The 15,623-nt window shown below is 59.0% G+C and carries 17 protein-coding genes; 8 read left to right on the forward strand and 9 right to left on the reverse strand.

Annotation, left to right across the window (positions count from 1 at the left end; all coding sequences use genetic code 11):
• The first annotated feature begins 37 nt into the window (after window positions 1-37).
• From P2T62_RS16625 to P2T62_RS16645, 5 genes are all read left to right on the forward strand, one after another.
• Window positions 38-664 carry a recombinase family protein gene (locus P2T62_RS16625; protein WP_276258137.1) on the forward strand — a complete coding sequence of 209 codons (627 nt, stop codon included), beginning with the start codon at window positions 38-40 and terminating at the stop codon, window positions 662-664.
• On the forward strand, window positions 661-888 hold the full coding sequence (locus P2T62_RS16630; protein ID WP_276258138.1) for a hypothetical protein: 228 nt from the start codon (window positions 661-663) through the stop codon (window positions 886-888). The genes P2T62_RS16625 and P2T62_RS16630 overlap by 4 nt, the downstream gene beginning before the upstream one ends.
• 228 nt (window positions 889-1,116) lie before the next feature.
• Window positions 1,117-1,560, forward strand: coding sequence for a hypothetical protein (locus P2T62_RS16635; protein WP_276258139.1), 444 nt, complete (start codon window positions 1,117-1,119; stop codon window positions 1,558-1,560).
• A gap of 164 nt (window positions 1,561-1,724) precedes the next feature.
• Window positions 1,725-2,108, forward strand: a complete 384-nt coding sequence (locus P2T62_RS16640; RefSeq protein ID WP_276258140.1) for a DUF4260 domain-containing protein — start codon at window positions 1,725-1,727, stop codon at window positions 2,106-2,108.
• 449 nt (window positions 2,109-2,557) lie between these two features.
• Window positions 2,558-3,385, forward strand: a complete 828-nt coding sequence (locus P2T62_RS16645) for an IS5 family transposase (RefSeq protein ID WP_276258141.1) — start codon at window positions 2,558-2,560, stop codon at window positions 3,383-3,385.
• 45 nt (window positions 3,386-3,430) lie between these two features.
• Here the strand turns inward: P2T62_RS16645 and P2T62_RS16650 are convergent, their stop codons facing one another.
• Window positions 3,431-5,770, reverse strand: coding sequence for an N-6 DNA methylase (locus P2T62_RS16650; protein WP_276258142.1), 2,340 nt, complete (start codon window positions 5,768-5,770; stop codon window positions 3,431-3,433).
• Between the two features lie 166 nt (window positions 5,771-5,936).
• Here P2T62_RS16650 and P2T62_RS16655 point away from each other — a divergent pair, with 166 nt between their 5' ends.
• The 3 genes from P2T62_RS16655 to P2T62_RS16665 are packed head-to-tail and all read left to right on the forward strand — an operon-like array spanning window position 5,937 to window position 10,301.
• Window positions 5,937-8,402 (forward strand): sensor histidine kinase, encoded by a 2,466-nt coding sequence (locus P2T62_RS16655; RefSeq protein ID WP_276258143.1) that lies wholly within the window; start codon window positions 5,937-5,939, stop codon window positions 8,400-8,402.
• A 23-nt stretch (window positions 8,403-8,425) separates the two neighbouring features.
• Window positions 8,426-9,496: a hypothetical protein gene (locus tag P2T62_RS16660; protein WP_276258144.1), complete on the forward strand. Its 1,071-nt coding sequence runs from the start codon at window positions 8,426-8,428 to the stop codon at window positions 9,494-9,496.
• Window positions 9,497-9,503: 7 nt separating this feature from the next.
• Window positions 9,504-10,301 (forward strand): hypothetical protein, encoded by a 798-nt coding sequence (locus P2T62_RS16665; RefSeq protein ID WP_276258145.1) that lies wholly within the window; start codon window positions 9,504-9,506, stop codon window positions 10,299-10,301.
• A gap of 238 nt (window positions 10,302-10,539) precedes the next feature.
• On the opposite strand, the gene P2T62_RS16670 is transcribed toward P2T62_RS16665, so the two are convergent.
• From P2T62_RS16670 to P2T62_RS16705, 8 genes are read right to left on the reverse strand one after another with little or no spacing between them, the layout of a single operon-like run.
• Window positions 10,540-12,576 carry a DUF7845 domain-containing protein gene (locus P2T62_RS16670; RefSeq protein WP_276258146.1) on the reverse strand — a complete coding sequence of 679 codons (2,037 nt, stop codon included), beginning with the start codon at window positions 12,574-12,576 and terminating at the stop codon, window positions 10,540-10,542.
• Complete coding sequence (locus P2T62_RS16675) at window positions 12,577-12,708, reverse strand: hypothetical protein (protein ID WP_276258147.1); 132 nt, start codon at window positions 12,706-12,708, stop codon at window positions 12,577-12,579.
• Window positions 12,709-13,218, reverse strand: coding sequence for a DUF8129 domain-containing protein (locus P2T62_RS16680; protein WP_276258148.1), 510 nt, complete (start codon window positions 13,216-13,218; stop codon window positions 12,709-12,711).
• Window positions 13,218-13,496, reverse strand: coding sequence for a hypothetical protein (locus P2T62_RS16685; RefSeq protein WP_276258149.1), 279 nt, complete (start codon window positions 13,494-13,496; stop codon window positions 13,218-13,220). The genes P2T62_RS16680 and P2T62_RS16685 overlap by 1 nt, the downstream gene beginning before the upstream one ends.
• On the reverse strand, window positions 13,486-13,989 hold the full coding sequence (locus P2T62_RS16690) for a PD-(D/E)XK family putative nuclease (RefSeq protein ID WP_276258150.1): 504 nt from the start codon (window positions 13,987-13,989) through the stop codon (window positions 13,486-13,488). The genes P2T62_RS16685 and P2T62_RS16690 overlap by 11 nt, the downstream gene beginning before the upstream one ends.
• Window positions 13,986-14,879, reverse strand: coding sequence for a beta clamp domain-containing protein (locus P2T62_RS16695; RefSeq protein WP_276258151.1), 894 nt, complete (start codon window positions 14,877-14,879; stop codon window positions 13,986-13,988). The genes P2T62_RS16690 and P2T62_RS16695 overlap by 4 nt, the downstream gene beginning before the upstream one ends.
• Entirely contained in the window at window positions 14,876-15,319 is a 444-nt protein-coding gene (locus P2T62_RS16700; protein WP_276258152.1) for a hypothetical protein, read from the reverse strand. The genes P2T62_RS16695 and P2T62_RS16700 overlap by 4 nt, the downstream gene beginning before the upstream one ends.
• On the reverse strand, window positions 15,319-15,546 hold the full coding sequence (locus tag P2T62_RS16705) for a hypothetical protein (RefSeq protein WP_276258153.1): 228 nt from the start codon (window positions 15,544-15,546) through the stop codon (window positions 15,319-15,321). The genes P2T62_RS16700 and P2T62_RS16705 overlap by 1 nt, the downstream gene beginning before the upstream one ends.
• Window positions 15,547-15,623 lie beyond the last annotated feature (77 nt).

Below are 15,623 nucleotides of genomic sequence, written 5' to 3' on the forward strand. Positions count from 1 at the left end.
GTTGCTGTAAACGCACGATAGGGTAGGGTATCTGTGCATGAGCAAGGTAGCCGGCTACGTCCGCGTCTCGACGGAGCAGCAACGAGAGGAACAGAGCCACGAACAGCAGCGGGAGAAGCTCACCACCTGGGCTAACCGCAACGACCACGAGATCGAGGTCTTCGAGGACATCGCCATCTCCGGTCAGTCGGATGACCGGCCAGCGTACGAGGAGATGATGGACCGTCTCGACGAGTTCGACATGGTGGCGGTCAGGGAGCTGTCACGGTTCGGCCGCTCGCTCAAGCGCGTCCTTCAGGATATCGAACGCCTCGACGAGCACGGTGTCGAGTTCAACTCGATCACGGAGGACTTCTCGACGGACTCGGCGATGGGGACGGCGATGCTCCAGATGATCGGTGTGTTCAACGAGTTCTGGGCGAACCTCGCCCGGGAGCGGGCGCTGGAGAATGTCCAGCGGCGCCGTGAGAACGGCGAGCCGGTCGGCCGCCCGAAGAAGCTGGACGAGGAGCAACGAGCGGAGGTGTTCGACCTGCGCCGAGCTGGAGTCTCCTACACGAGCATCGCACGCGTGATGGAAGCCGACCCGGAGACGCCCGACTCGATCTCACGCGAGACGATCAGACGCTACTGTAACGATGAGGGCGTGACCCCCGAGACATGACGGCGGATAGCGACACACGAGCCGTCCGAGACGCACTGCTCGACAAACTCAACGAGGCGGGCTCGCGGACGAAGGACCGCCTGGTGGCCATTGTCGCTGCGGCAGAAGGGGTTGATGAGACGGCCGTGGAACGGGAGTTCGGCAAGCTTCTGGTCGGGGGACACGTCGAGGGGCTCCCTGGCATCGAGGGTGCCTTCATTCTCGTCGAGGACCCACGCGACTAATCCCTGCACACGACCTCCGGGGCAGAGCGCCGATCTCGTGTGGCGGACTGATTCTCGGGCGCTGTAGACTGCAGGGTGGGTGGTGTCTCTCCCGGACGGCCGCCGACCGGCGTGGCTACCTCTGCGGCTCACCGGAGGCGCATCCTCGCGAAGGCAAAGAACACAAATGGGCGCGTTCGAATCGCCTCACTCATGACCAGTGGCGGGCGCGAGGAGCCGCCCTACGAGGTGATCGACTACCTGGAGGCGAATGGCCCAGCCCCAGGCTCGGATCTCCCGACCGAGGTAGCGGCTCGCCATCGTGCGGTCGGCGTCCACTCGTTCACGATTCGGGGGGCGAGAAATGGGGCTGGTGCGAGCTTCGGGAAACAGGTCGTTGCCGTCTACCACCTCAAAGAGCACCCGCCGGCCGAAGTCATCGACGCTTTCCTCGAAGCGAACGAGCACCTCATCGAGCACGGGACCCCGAACGGGCTGGTCCGACGATTCGGCGGCCACGGGCCGGCGTGGCGCGATGCTGCTCGAACCGTACTCGAAGAGGAATACGGGATGCCGACCGGCGATCCGGGCCCCGACTCGCGAGGCTCGCCACAGAAGGTCAAATGCCCCCGCTGCGAGGAGTTCATCGACGACCTCGGTTCTCACCTCCGTAATGGGTGTGAGGGAGACTGAAGGCCTCGCCGGAGCAGCGCACGCTGCCGATTGCCCTGGAATTGGATGTGCGAGGCTCTGTCGAAACCCTCAATCGGTGATAGGTTCTGACTGCTGTGCTGAATACACAGCGCATATGCAGCAATCGACGCTGGATTCAAGAGCTAAGTCAGAGTGGATGCAGTATGGAACCCCGGAATTTCCTGCGTGTGGAGGGACTGGCTGTCTTGGGGATTGCGCTGGCTGGGTATTTCACCCTTGATGGCTCAGTTTGGTTGCTGCTCATTCTTGCGCTAGCCCCCGACTTATCGATGATTGGGTATCTCGCTGGTACTCGAATCGGCAGTCTGAGCTATAATATCGTCCATACGTACACATTACCGCTCGCCCTCGGTAGCCTCGGCTTCTGGGCTGACATCCGAATGGCCCTCCTTATCGCTCTGATTTGGGCTGCCCACATCGGAGCTGACCGTCTCGTGGGATATGGTCTGAAATTCGAATCCGGATTCAAAGACACACATCTCAGTACCCAGCCTGCTCCAGTGGACGCCTTCACCAAATCTGATTAATAATCGAACAGCTCTGCTGACTTCACGCTCTATATGCAGCACGCCGTTGCTGTCAGATGAGTTCTACCTCCTCCGAGTAGGAGCGGGGTGAACACAGCCCTGCTAATCACTCGTCGAGCCAGGAGAAACCACCTTGTCGAGATTCCTGCCTGAAACTCGAAGCCTCATCGTGGTATAAGCAGAGGGGCGATTCGGGTTCGCATTCGCCTCGATCTCGCTCGGCACCGCCGGATTGTGAACACAATCTGCGGGGGTCACGAGCACCCGATGTGAACACATCCGGAGTATCCCCGAGGAGCTGTAACATCTCGAGTGCGACTGGTGGGGGTCGCACCCGACTAGTTCCGGCAATCGAGCGTAATAATTCAAGAGGCTCTGGTGAATCGCTTGACTGCGTCGGATTCGACCGTTAGAACGAGGAAGATGAAGCGGGAAACCGTCGATGCTCTATGTCGAAGATTTCCCGCTTCACAAGCAAAGCCGTCCAGTTAGCTAAAAATGCTGTTGGTGAGCGAGGCGAAGTCGCCGCCCCCGAAGGGGGTGGCGGCTTCGCCGAGTATGCGGTCGTGTCGCTGCACTGTCTGCGGGTTTACTTGGAGAAATCGTACCGAGAAACACTCGATCTGCTGAGCGAGATGCCACAAATACTGGCCGAGATCGGCCTCGACGAGGCCGATCTCCCCGACCACTCGACGTTAGTGAAGGCGTTTGACAGGCTCAAGACAGCACTCTGGCGCGTGCTGCTCCGACTCTCGTCGGAGCTGCACGACCCGAGCGGACACGCCGCGATCGACGCGACATTCTTCGACCGCGAGAACGCCAGCAAGCACTACTGCCGCCGGACGAATTACCGCGTCCAGACGCTGAAAACGACCGCTCTGGTTGACACAGAAACGCAAGCGGTTCTCGACGTTCATTGCTCGACCGGAAAACCACACGACACCCACCTCGGCTGGCAGGTCGCCCGCCGCAACGCGGGCGACCTGACCAGCCTCGCCGCCGACAAGGGCTACGACTGGATGGAATTACGCGAGAAACTGAGGGAAGACGGCGTGAGACCGCTGATCAAACACCGCGAGTTCCGGCCCATCGATCACGCGCACAACGCGCGGATCGATGGGCCTCGCTACCGCCAACGATCGATGTGTGAGACCGTCTTCTCGGCGATTAAGCGCACGCTCGGCGACGCCGTGCGTGCGCGAGCATGGTTTCGTGAGTTCCGAGAAATCGTCCTGAAATGTGTCGTTCACAACATCAAGCGAGCCGTCACACCGTGAGATCAAACGCCCTCTGGCGATTCACCAGAGCCATTCAAGAGGAAATTACGCTTCTAGTCCCAGTATAGACTCGATTTGTTGGTCAATTTCGGATAGCTTCTCGGCTTCCTTTTCTCCGTCCCCTTCTCGTCTGGCTGCACACAGGCCCTCGAAGAGTTCGGCCAACTGGCTACAGACAGGCTCGTCCAGTTCTCTCGGATCGATAACCGGAGCGGATTCCAGTTGGCTGATTTCGAGTTTTTCCAAGCCGCTATAGTCATGGCTGGATTTACTGAGAATTCGTTCAACAAAAGTACTATTCAGATACGCCAGCAGGGCGTCTCGGTCATGATCCTTATAGTCGAAATCAAGTGAGATGTTGTGGACGTTATTGAGCGTCAACAATCCCATCTCGTTCCGGTAGAATTGGAACCCATTCCGATTCATGTACTTACCGAGGATTGGAGTAGGCTCCCGTGAATCCACCCGATACCACGGGTTCCTTCCTGAAACGAGTGTTCCGTCTGTCACGCCCTCCTTTTCACCCTTCTCCAGATAGTTAAGAACGCTCTGACACTCTATCTCCGACTTATCGATAACTCCCTCCTCATCAAAACAATAGAGCAACCAGACATCATCGCCATTGTCTCGCCATTCCTCCCAGTCTGATTTCTTGATGTTGAGGATATCGAGTCCTCTCGCAGTACGAAGAATCCGCTCGCGATATTGACGTGGAATCGAATGTCGGTCTACATCATCAGATGATAGACAGAAGAAATCGTTTTTTCCCGTCGCAATTCCTCGCTTGATGGTCGCGACATCATTGAAAGGGACCAATTCAGGAAACTCGCCAATGTCGGTTTCACTAAAATAGTGGGTCCAGCGTTCGGTCGGCGTTAGAATCTCCTGTGCAATCCCTGTCACGAAGTCCACTTCTGGGCGTTCTGCAAGAGATTCAGTATCCGAGAGGAACTCCTCGGCGTTGCTTGTCGACGGCCATTCATTAACCCGGACGAACTGCGTCTCGTGAGTGGAATCCGGGGAGGCAGCCTCCAGAAGCAGGATGCTTGGTCTGGTCCGAACTCCCTCAAATACCTCCACACTGTCATCGAGTTGTATCACAGCATGAATTGCGAATCTCCTGAGGAGATACTGCTTAAGTTTGCGTCCGAAATTCGTATCCATGAATCGGGAGGGAATGATGAATGCTGCTCTTCCTCCCGGAGTTAGGAACTGTGCTGAGTGAATCAGGAAGTACCCATACAGTGGAGTTTTTTCAAGGAAATTGAATCCAGTCTCATCAGATACTACGCGATTCAGATCAGACTTCATCTGGTTATCCAAAGCCTGATGGCGCGAATAGGGAGGGTTCCCAATCACACCATCATATTCTTGCAATCTATCTTTGCCAGAGAATATTGGGCTAAATTGGATGAAGTCGCCTTGGTGAAGGTCTGGAGAGCCGCCTCCGTCGGCGAGCTTCAGAGATGTCGCTGCCATCGTGATCGCAATCTCATCGATATCGATTCCGGTAAGATCCCGCAGTGGATGAGCCGCCCCCTTTTCGATTTTCTTCGATAGAACCTGGTAAGACAGCTGGCCCGCACCGATACCAGGATCTAAAACTCGGTCGTCGGAATTTTGGACCGTCCAAGATGCCATGAATTCGCTGATGTGGGGTGGGGTGGCGAACTGACCGAGGTTTCGCCGTGACGATTGGGAAACCAGGGCCTCGTATGTGTCGGAAAGTACGCTAGCGGGGTTTGCAGACCGGATGAATGCATTACGTAATGCTAACAGGATGCTGTCTACCTCGCCTGGGCTATCCTTGACGACCTCGTCGACGAGGGAGGGTTTGAAACCTTGATTCTCTGTTAGTTGGTGGGCCTTGTCGAAGCATTCGCTCCAGTCCAACTCGAGTGAAAGTGGAGCGAGAGAATCCTCCTCTTTCTGGTGAAGGGAATATAGCGTCGCCTTCAGAAACCGATTGAAAACAGCGACTCGTGCTGAATAGGATTCAATCGGGGTGTTCTCTGTATTGACTCTCTCGGTAGCCCACTCCGTCACACTGGTTGTTATGCTGCCGTTGAGCCCTTGTGCAAGTCTCAGGATAGTCTCGGAGAGAAGTTCCGTCACAGTCCGGTCGTCTATTGTTGAGACTTCCGAGGAGAAATCTATCTGCGTATTCAGGGTCCATCGAAATGAATTTCCGAACTTCTCAGATTCAATTACGCCGAAATCATCCAGCCGGTGGAGTTTATTGAGAGCAGTCTTAGTGCAACAACCGAGGTTATCCTTCACACCGCTCGTTTTATCCACGTCGTCTAGTCCTACTGTCAATAGGGTCCGGAAAAGAGGAAATTCGGCACGGTACTGGCCGGTTCTTCTTTCCCGGGTATTCGACATACAGTGTCCATTACAAGCGTTTGTAAAGGCCTTTTCGGACTCCATTCTCGTGCCGTATTATTTTAATTAGGATATACACAATTGCTAGACAATTTGAGTGAAAGCATCGGAATCGATGGCTACCAAGAAACTTTAACACGCGGAGAATAAGGAGAATTGAGTAACCGTGTCTCAGACAGACCGTGAGGAGATACTAGAATCTGGTGAGACTACCTTCTCTAGCGACAGCAAACTTCTCTCGGAGATCGGGGAGCGGCTAATCGCAACCCCCGACATCGCCTTAGCCGAGCTCATCAAGAATAGTTACGACGCGGACGCAACGAAGTGCAACATATGGTTGGAGGATGACCGAGAGACCCTTGTCGTGAAGGACGACGGTCATGGGATGACCAAAGAAGAATTCCTCAACTATTGGATGACCGTCGCGACTACAAGCCGACTTGAGCAGGAAACCTCCAAGAGATATAATCGGGAACTTACCGGAGCGAAGGGGGTAGGGCGGTTCGCAGTCCGGAATCTCGGACTTGAGCTTGAATTGAGTACAGTTGCTAAATACGACGAACATGATGAATATAGGAGGCTGACCGCATATTTCCGATGGGCAGATTTCGAGAGCGGGGAACAATTGGAAGAAGAAAACGTTGAGTACGTAATTGAGCCAGCGACCGAGTCAGAGGAAGGAACAGAACTCCGCATCTCTGATCTTCAAGACTCTTGGACTCAGGAGGAGTTGGAAGAGGTCTCCGGAGAGGTTCTCGATATCATCTCGGCACCTTACGAAACGAATCGGTCGTTAATGGACCAAGACGACGAACAAGTCGATCCTGGTTTCTCAGTATATTTTGCTCCACCAGGAGAAGGGTCACCCACGAAAAGCGCAGCACAGGAGATTTACGAGCGGTATGTTGCAAAGATAAGTATAGAGATCGAAGCTGACAAGCTAACCTACGAATGCGAATATCCCTATGGTTATGATGAAGATGAAGCAGAGGAACGAACGTACGAATTTACTCTCGACAGGAATCTAATAGGGGACCTACATGGTGAGATACGGTATTTTAACCGAAATTATCCCGGGGTTTTCCGGGGGATGGACAAAATCGACGGACGTTCTGCCCCAAAGTGGCTCAAAGAGAATGGGGGAATCCGAGTTATTGACAAAAATTTCCGCGTACCACCGTATGGAGACCAAGGGAACGACTGGCTAAATATTTCTGAGTCGCACGCACGTCGAGAGCGGGCATGGCGTTCGTCCTTTGCTGCCGCTCTTACCGCCGATGATGAGATATCTGACGATGAGGTCGAAGAGAGCCAGCTCAATTTACCTCGGAAGAACCAAGTTCTCGGAGCACTCCAGGTATCCAGCCACAGACCAGAACATACCAGTGTAGATCGTGGCAGTATCGACCATCTCGTTCCTGCGATGGACCGCCAAGGATTCGTTGAAAACGACGCGATGAATCAACTGGTGGATGTGGCTCGAGGGGGGTTGGAAATCATTGCCATCTTGGACAGGGAAGAGAAACTCCGAAGGGAGCAAGCGGAGGCCGAGGACGCTGGTTCGGAGCTCCAATCTGAAATCAAGGAGACGAAGGAGCAATTAGAGGAAGAAATTGATGAGATCGTCGACGAGCTAGATTCTACCACAGCGGACGAATCCGTCAGCGACGCTGACAATGGTACTACCTCCACCGGTGCCAGCGAGAATGGGGACAGCAGTCTCGGAGACTTCGTTGATACCGGGGACACCGATACAGGAAGTTCTACACAAAGTTCAGTTTCGGACGCTGGGGGAGTGTCTAGCGAGAAGGTCCGCGAGAAGCTCACCGAAGATATCAAACCAGAGATTGAGGAGTCCTACAGCGAATTAGAAGCAAGAGTCCAAGAGTACGAGGAGGCTCAAGAGAACCTACGAACCTCTGTCGAGTCGATGTACCTCATGAGCGCAGTAGCTGCGTTCATGACTCACGAGACAGGAGAACTACTTAGAGAGGCGGACAACATGATCGAGGCCTGGGAACAGGTTCCAGAGGAGGAACGTGACGAAGCGTTCGAGTCGAGATTAGAGACAACAAAAGAGGCAAAGGAGAAATTCAACAAGCAACTGGGTTACGCGAAGCGGTTCATGACTGGTCTTGATGAAGGGTTACAGAACGAGCTCTTCGTAAATGGCAAATTGGACGAAGTGATTCACCAGTTCGATCACTATACAGAGGAACGATATATCGAGATTGAAAGGAATGTCCCACAGCGCCTCAAGACTCCAGAATTGAATCCCAGCATCTACACGGGCGTAATTATGAATCTCTTCACTAATGCTGTTAAAGCCGTTCTAGATGTGCCAGCAAAGGACCCAGGAAGGATAATCCGATTCGACGCTGAAAATCGGGACGGCTGGCACATACTTCGTGTCTCCGACACAGGTGTGGGGATTCCAGAAGGAATGGAAGAGCGGATCTTCGACCCGCTTTTCTCGACAACCGATATCTCGGATGAGGGGCCACTCGGGAGTGGTGTCGGTCTCGGACTGTATGTGGTTAAGCGAGTCGTCGAACGCTCTGATGGACAAATCGAGGTTGTTGAGCCTCCGGAGGGGTTCGAAACCTGTTTCGAAGTTAGGTTCAAACGATGAGTCAATCCAGCCCAAAGTGCGTGATGGTATTCGAGGATAAGGAAGAAAATCTCTGGGACTTGGTCAATCCCCTCGAGGAGGACCTTGATCCAGACGAATTCTATGTCGAGAACTTCACGGGAGATAGGTCGGCAAATGAAGACGAGAGCGATGTCGATTTTGTAATGAGAATCTTGGAGGAAGAAGATTATCCAGTCCTCGTAGTTTTAGATGCAGAACTCAACCAATATATTGAAAGCACCGTAAGGAAGTCGGATGTGAAGGATGCTTGTCTTGAACTGGGTGTTCCTCTCTGTGTGTATCATCGTGACGAAGGTGAGTATTCAGACCCCGAGAACATCAAAGAATCAGAAGACCACTTGATCAAATTGGATCCCAAAGAAGGACACGAGCAGATGGCAGAAAGCTGTGCCATCTTAGCGAAGGGGTTCAACGAGATTCAAGAAAAACTCAAAGAGCGATTGGCCGATGCTGACCCTGAAGATCTCCTTGAGCCGCCATCGGAGTTTATGAAGGATATTACCGATGTGCCCGTAAGTGCGAAAGCGAATCTCGACAAATACTCTTGGGGACAGTCAGAGAGCGTTGCAATCCTGAAAGAAGGGGGAGATAAGCAAGACAGTATCCGCCGTAAATCCACTGTCCTCGGCTACTGGATCCACAACCAGCTTCTGGAATATCCTGGTGTCCTGCTGAATCCGGTTGCAGCAGCCTCATATCTGGGGGTAAATCACGAAGTCTTTGCTGAGGATGAAGAATACCATGAACCGCTGGAAGAAGCCCTCTATCAAGGGCCCTTCTCGGGACTTGATAATTGGTGGTGGAAAGCCGAAATTGATGGCCTACTAAACCGAAATACAACCCCTGAAGATGGTAGCGTCATTTCTGGCAGAGAGTTCCTCTCTCGAGAAGGATACGATATCGGACCAGTACAATGTTTAGAAGGGCACGATGGAGCAGGATATTATTGCATACTGACGGGAGAGCCAGTCTGTGAGGACGACTCAGTGAGTCCGGAAGCGTGGATACCGGCTGGTGCATCGATATCGAGGATCTCCGAAGGGGAGTATATGAAACTAAGCGGGTGGGACTGACGATATTATGTCTATTGCACAAGTTAATGGGGAAGATCTTGACAACCTCCAAACTGCTTTTTCAACATTTATTTACCAGATTCTATCTGAGACTGAGTCTCCCCAGAGATTCAGTTTCTCAGACAAGTTTAATCTTGAATTCGAAGATAACACTCATATCATATTTGAAACCGGAGATTCAGAATGTCTCTTCATTGGACCTCTTTCGTATCGGCCCGGCGACTCAAGCGAGTCTATAGAGATCTACATCCAATTCGGATTAACAGTGAGGGCAAAAGATCTCGAAGATCGTAGATGTTACGAGGTGGTCAAATCTGCGACAGAGGTTGTGTATCTGAGGATTAAGGAGAACGAAGAGGGTGAAGAATACCGTGAGAGGGCCCAGGGACTTCACTTCGATTTTGACATAACCCCAGATCACGAGCTGGACGGGGAATATGCCAACCATCCCGTCTTTCATGCCCAGTATAATCCGAATTGTGTAGACACCAGCGCAATTGACCGTTGGGACCCCGAAACTCACAACACTTCCTATCCAGATTATCCACGTATCCCCTGCGCTCCGTTCGATTTTGTGTCGGTAATCTACATGATTATGAACGATCACTTACCAAAGGAGGTTCGCAAGAACAAGGGATGGCCACAAAATGTTCTCCACGAGTATTTGCCTCGATTCCCGAGGGAACCGTTTGAACTCGCCCCGGCAGACAATCTTCGGATGACACCAGAGTGGTGGTATCTTTTCCCAAGTCGGAATGAGGATGGGTCCCCTAGATTAAGGCCAGACCACCACCGTCCTTTGTAGTGGATGATTTAGCACGCCCCGCGGGGCTGAGCGGAGCGGTGTCTATTTTTTCGCCAGTGCCCTTAGGCACACCTCCCTAAGGGGCCCTGCCCGCGAGGTGCAAACGCCCGTGCCGCCAGCTGTCGCTCGACGGTCGTAATCGCAAGGGACAGGGTGCGAATGAGGGCACCCATCCGGAGCTATCTCGGAGTGGTTTATAAAAGAACCGACCGCTGGCCAGTGATGCCTCTACCGAGTCTCAGACGAGGCGGCCGGTCCCCTTGCGGCCGAGGATCTCGGTCTCGACGGCGTTGTTCACCGCGACCTTCTCGTTCTTCCAGACGCGCTCGCCCTGCTCGTCGTGGTAGGCGACGTGCGCGAACGCGAACTTCCGGACGTCGATGCCGGGCGTGGCGTCGGCGGCCTCGAACCCGGCCCGCAGCACCTTGACCAGCTCGTGCCGGGAGAGGTTGCCGCTGGCGAGATCGAGCCGGAGCCCGTCGCGGTGGTGGTCCTGGAGCGTCGCGCCGTAGCGCTGGACCCACTTGCCGAACGGGGAGTCCTCGGGAACCTCCTGGTCGGCACTCGATAGGAGCGACCGGATGCCGCGCTGGATGCCGTCGAGGTCGCGTTCGAGGATGGCCATCAGCTCCTGCACCCGGTCCCGGACGATGCTGTCGGCGAAGGAGAGCTGCTGCATCGTCGACAGCAGCGACTCGTACTTCCGGAACGTCCGACTGACCGTACTCGTCGACGTGTCGGCGGCGTCGGCGAGCGCCGCCTGGTCCTCGAACTCGCCACCGTCGGCCAGCGCTCGCAACACACCCTGCTGGTGCTCGGTCGGTGGGTCCTCCAGCATCGCCTTCGTCGCGAGGTTGCGCTCCTGGTCGACGGCGAGGTCGATGGGATCACCGACGATGTCGACCGCCTGCCGGACCTCCTGCTCCATCGCGACGGGCGCGAAGTGGTCGTCGGGGACCCAGTGCTCGGCCTCGGGCCGGCGACTGAGCCCGGCCCACTGGATGGCGTTCACGAGGTACTCCTGCAGCTCGACTGCGAGATCGTCGATGGTCAGCCCACCGTCGGCGTGCTCGGTGAGGAAGGGGATGGACACGTCGTAGGGCGTGTACCCCCGTGACCACTGGACCTCCAGCTTCGGGTGGTCGGTCGGATGCCCGTCCGGGTCCCGCGCGTCCTCGCGAGCGTTCTTCATGAGGTAGCACTTCAGCAGCTTGCCGACGCCGTGCCCACTGTAGAGGTTCGAGAGCCCGGTCGGGTTGAGCGAGACGGCGGTCCGCTTGCCCGACACGTCCTCGTTGTCCCACTTCAGCTCTCCCTGGCCCTGCCGGCGGCTGGAGAAGACAGCGAGCCGCTCCAGCAGGCCCTCGGGGTTGACCAGGTGCTGATCGGCGACCTGCTTCAGCACGCGCACGTAGTACGCGAGCCCGGTGATTCGAGAGCGCTCGTGGACGTGATCGCGGGCGAACCAGTCCGGGCGGATGCCGAGCTGGCCGGCGAACCCCTGGATCACATCGAGGAGGTCCTCGCGATCGACGCTCGAGGATTTCACCTCGATGCGAACGCCCTCGGGACAGCCCCGGAGCGAGTCGATGGGCTCGTCGTCGTCGATGTTGATGCCTTCGAGCGCGGGGCGAATGATGAGCGTGACGCGCCGGTTCAGGTTCGGGTCCGACGCGTCGACGAGCGGCGCGGTGAACTCGATGTAGCTCTCCCCGCTGTCCTGCGGGCGCGTCTTGATGTTCCCCTGCCAGTACCCCGCGTTCTTGTGGTCGTACGCCTCCGGTTGGATGCCGTGGGCTTCCAGCGACGCCTCGCTCGCGAACACCCATTCGGTGTCGGCGGCTTCGAAGCTACAGACGAGGTCGGGCTCCCAGCGGTCGAGCAGGAGCCGATACGGGTAGAGGCCGTCCTCGCCGGGCTCGTCGGTCGTCGGCGTGAACAGCAGCTGCGCGTTCAGCTCGTGGACCTGGGGCTTCACCGTGTCGTGGATGGCCGTCGGCTCGGTGGCGCCGGGCTCGTCGCCCTCCCAGCGGCCCTCGGCGTCGCTTCGGTCCTCGCAGGTGTGCGTGCGCTGTCCGGTGACGGTCGAGAATAACTCGCGGCACCAGCGGCAGCCGCTGATGGCGTCGGAGTCCTCGTCGTCACGCTCTGCGTCGCTCGTGTCGGGCTCGGCGTCGCCGAAGACGGCCTCGGCCTGCGCGACCGGGTCGAGGTCGGCGTCGATGGCCTCCTCGATCTCGTCGTCGCCGACTGGTTCGCGGCGCTCGCGGGCCATCTACGCGGTCACCTCCAGCCGGCCGAAGTGCTCGCGCCGCGTCCAGGGCACGACCCGGGCGGCGCCGCGGCCGTAGGCCCAGACGGTCGCGCCGTGGAGGTGCTCGCGGGCGATGGTGCGGCGCCGGGCCATCTACGGGTCCCCTCCGTCAGTGGCGACCGGCGTGGCGTTCGAGACGGCACTCAGCTCGGCGACCGACCGCGTGATCGTCTCGCAGTCGGGGCACCGGTAGCCCGGCCCCTCCCGGCCCTCGACGACGCTGCCGCAGTCGTCGTGAACGAGGTCGGGGCCGGCGTCCGCTTCCGGCTCGGGGGCGGGCGCGGGCCGGGCTCGGACGGCGGGCTCGTCGCGCTCCTTCAGCGTCTTGTCGCGCTGGTTGAGCCAGGCCATGATCTGCTGGCGCGGGCCGCGCTCGATGCGGACCTCGACCGCTTGCCAGGCGTCCAACACCTCGCGTGAGCGGATGCCCTTGATGCGGGCGTGGACCGCGCGCTGCAGCGTCCGGTCGGTGTGGCCCGGCCCGCGTTCGACCAGCTCGCGGTCGAGCCAGCGGCCGGGGTCCTCGCCGATGTCGGCCGCGATGGGCTCGCGCCACGCCGGCGTCGCGTCGTCGTCGCCGGCGCTCTGGAACTCAGACGGCATCAACCCTCACCCCCGTCGACGACCTGCTCCTGGCTCCCGCCGTCGCTGTGCCAGAGCCCCCAGAGTCGCCGTCTGACCCGCTCCCGGACCCGGTCACGCTCGGCCTCAGTGAGGTCGTAGCAGGTCGGGCAGTAGTCGACGGTCCGCTCGCGGTACGGATGCCGCACCCAGGCCAGACAGGCCGCACACCGCCCAGGGCTGGACCGGCCGAACTCCGCGTCGCCGACCTTATCGACCGGCGGGAGGTCCGACGGCGGGTCGGCACCGTCACTCGACACCGTCGCTCACCTCCGCGTCCCGGAAGACGTGCGACCACGCCAGCTTCGTGTGCGTACACCGCCCGTCGACCTCGATCCAGCTCCCGCGCAGCTCGTCGACCAGCGACGCCGGGACGAGCTTCATGGCCAGGGGGTCGCGGTCGGGATACGGCACCGCAACCACGAACACGTAGACGCCGGCGGACTCCAGCAGCTCGGCGTGCTGCCCCTCGCGGAGGTAGAAGCGCCCGGTCTTCTCGGCCTGGCCTTGGACAGCGGCGACGCTCTTGATCTCGACGGGCGTGCCCTGCTCGACCAGCGCGATGCCGGCGAACGGGAGCCGCTCACTTGGCGCGAGGCACTGCTCGGCGATGGCATCGTGCCGGCTGTCTCGCTCGGGCGCGGCCCGAAGTTCCTCGACCCGCTGAATCACCGTCGCCTCGACGCGCTCGCCGAGGCGTTTCGACCGGGCGAGTCGACTGTCGGCCTCGGGCTGACGGCGGGACACGCTCATGCCCTACCTCCGGACTGCAGGATGGGCGCGACGTGGTACTCGGCCTCGGCGACGGGCCGCTGTTCGCCGTGGCGCTCGGCTTTCAGCGTCCAGCGCAGCCGGAAGTCCGTGTCCGCACCGAACTGGAACGAGACGACGGCGCCGTCTGGGATGGATCCGACGACATCGCGGACCAGATCGCCGGAGTAGACAGACTCGACCTCGGTCTCGGGCGTCCGGATGGCGTCCTCGGTCGCGACCGGCGCGTCGACGTTGTCGATATCGCTGTCACCGATGACGTGCAGCGTGCCGTCGGGCTCGCCGCGGACGTGGTACTGGTCGCTGGTACTCCCGAACCCGTCCACTGCACGGAAGGGAACGCGGGCGTGTCGGGCTGCAGCGACCAGCTGACGCCGGTCGACGGCGGCGCGGTAATCGTAGTCGCGTTCCAGCTCGGACGCCCGCAGCGTGCCCAGGTCGTCGTAGACGGCGACGGTGCGGTCGACCGGCCCCGCCCGAAGGTGTAGGGGCTGGCCGGGCTGGTCGACGGTGATCGAGACGGCCTCTTCCGCGTCGGGCTCGGCCAGCCGGGCGGTCTCGTGGAACGGCCGCAGCGCGACGATGCGCTCGGTCGGCTCGTCGCCGAAGTGCTGGAACTCCTCGAAAGCCTCGGCGAACAGCGTCGTCTCCAGCTGCATCGTTTTCGCGTCGTTGACGACCGAGGCGTGGATGCCGTCGCCGTCGACACGGAGCGGCGCCTCCGGGTGGACGATGTCGAGCGCGGCGAGCCAGTCCTGGAGGAGCCCTGGCGCGATGACGCCCTGGGTGACGATCTCCGAGGGTCCCTGTGCAGCGACCGGGTCTGGATACTCGGCGTCGCCGCCCCAGTGGGAGTTTCCGGTGAGGCTCACGCCAGCTCACCCCTGTCGAGGTCGTACTGCTCGTCGAGCAGCCGCGCCAGCACCTCGGCCTCGGCGCCAGCCACCGGGTCGCCCGCGCCACCGAAGGCACCGGGGAACGCTCGGGTACAAGCCCACTGGACCGCGCGGGGCCGATACCCCTCGCCGTCGTAGTGGGCCTCGTAATCCCGATACCACGTGCGAGAGACCGCGCGGTCCACGTAGAGCACGCGGATCAGGCCGCGGTCGCCGTCGAGCCCCCGGAACCGGCCGCGGACCATCAGCACGGCGTAGCCGACGTGCTCGGTCGCGTCCCGGTCGGCACGGTCGAAGCGAGCCGCCCGCCAGCTGGCGGGGAGGGTCCGGGGCTCGGTTGCGGCCCGGAAATCCGCATCGTCGGGGAAGTACGTCGCGAGGACGGCCCCATCTGGCGTGGCGTCGGTCGCCGCCATCAGGCATCACCCTCGTCGGCCGGCCGGTGAACCCGGTTCCCGTGGGTACCCCGTGACCGGAGGACGGTCTCACCCTCGTCGGGCCCGTCCTCGGGGAAGCAGTGCTGACACGGCGGATGGAAGGCGAGCAGGCCGCCGGTCGCGGGCTCGGCCCGCCAGTCGCTGTTGGTCCGGCTACAGGCCGGCTCGGGGCCGTCGTCGGGGCGCCGCTGCTGCTCGACGCTCATGGCCGACACCTCCCGTCTTCGCGAGCGGTGCAGCGGGGCGGCTGGTCGGGGTCGAAGCGCTCGCCACAGAACCAGCA

It is taken from the genome of Haloglomus litoreum (assembly GCF_029338515.1).
GTDB classification, from domain to species: Archaea; Halobacteriota; Halobacteria; order Halobacteriales; family Haloarculaceae; genus Haloglomus; species Haloglomus litoreum.

Bases quoted from the DNA above. Each gene is read 5' to 3' on its own strand.
- P2T62_RS16625 (WP_276258137.1), top strand. From the start codon at position 38: ATGAGCAAGGTAGCCGGCTACGTCCGCGTCTCGACGGAGCAGCAACGA.
- P2T62_RS16630 (WP_276258138.1), top strand. From the start codon at position 661: ATGACGGCGGATAGCGACACACGAGCCGTCCGAGACGCACTGCTCGAC.
- P2T62_RS16640 (WP_276258140.1), top strand. From the start codon at position 1,725: ATGGAACCCCGGAATTTCCTGCGTGTGGAGGGACTGGCTGTCTTGGGG.
- P2T62_RS16645 (WP_276258141.1), top strand. From the start codon at position 2,558: ATGTCGAAGATTTCCCGCTTCACAAGCAAAGCCGTCCAGTTAGCTAAA.
- P2T62_RS16650 (WP_276258142.1), bottom strand. From the start codon at position 5,770: ATGTCGAATACCCGGGAAAGAAGAACCGGCCAGTACCGTGCCGAATTT.
- P2T62_RS16660 (WP_276258144.1), top strand. From the start codon at position 8,426: ATGGTATTCGAGGATAAGGAAGAAAATCTCTGGGACTTGGTCAATCCC.
- P2T62_RS16665 (WP_276258145.1), top strand. From the start codon at position 9,504: ATGTCTATTGCACAAGTTAATGGGGAAGATCTTGACAACCTCCAAACT.
- P2T62_RS16670 (WP_276258146.1), bottom strand. From the start codon at position 12,576: ATGGCCCGCGAGCGCCGCGAACCAGTCGGCGACGACGAGATCGAGGAG.
- P2T62_RS16675 (WP_276258147.1), bottom strand. From the start codon at position 12,708: ATGGCCCGGCGCCGCACCATCGCCCGCGAGCACCTCCACGGCGCGACC.
- P2T62_RS16680 (WP_276258148.1), bottom strand. From the start codon at position 13,218: ATGCCGTCTGAGTTCCAGAGCGCCGGCGACGACGACGCGACGCCGGCG.
- P2T62_RS16690 (WP_276258150.1), bottom strand. From the start codon at position 13,989: ATGAGCGTGTCCCGCCGTCAGCCCGAGGCCGACAGTCGACTCGCCCGG.
- P2T62_RS16700 (WP_276258152.1), bottom strand. From the start codon at position 15,319: ATGGCGGCGACCGACGCCACGCCAGATGGGGCCGTCCTCGCGACGTAC.
- P2T62_RS16705 (WP_276258153.1), bottom strand. From the start codon at position 15,546: ATGAGCGTCGAGCAGCAGCGGCGCCCCGACGACGGCCCCGAGCCGGCC.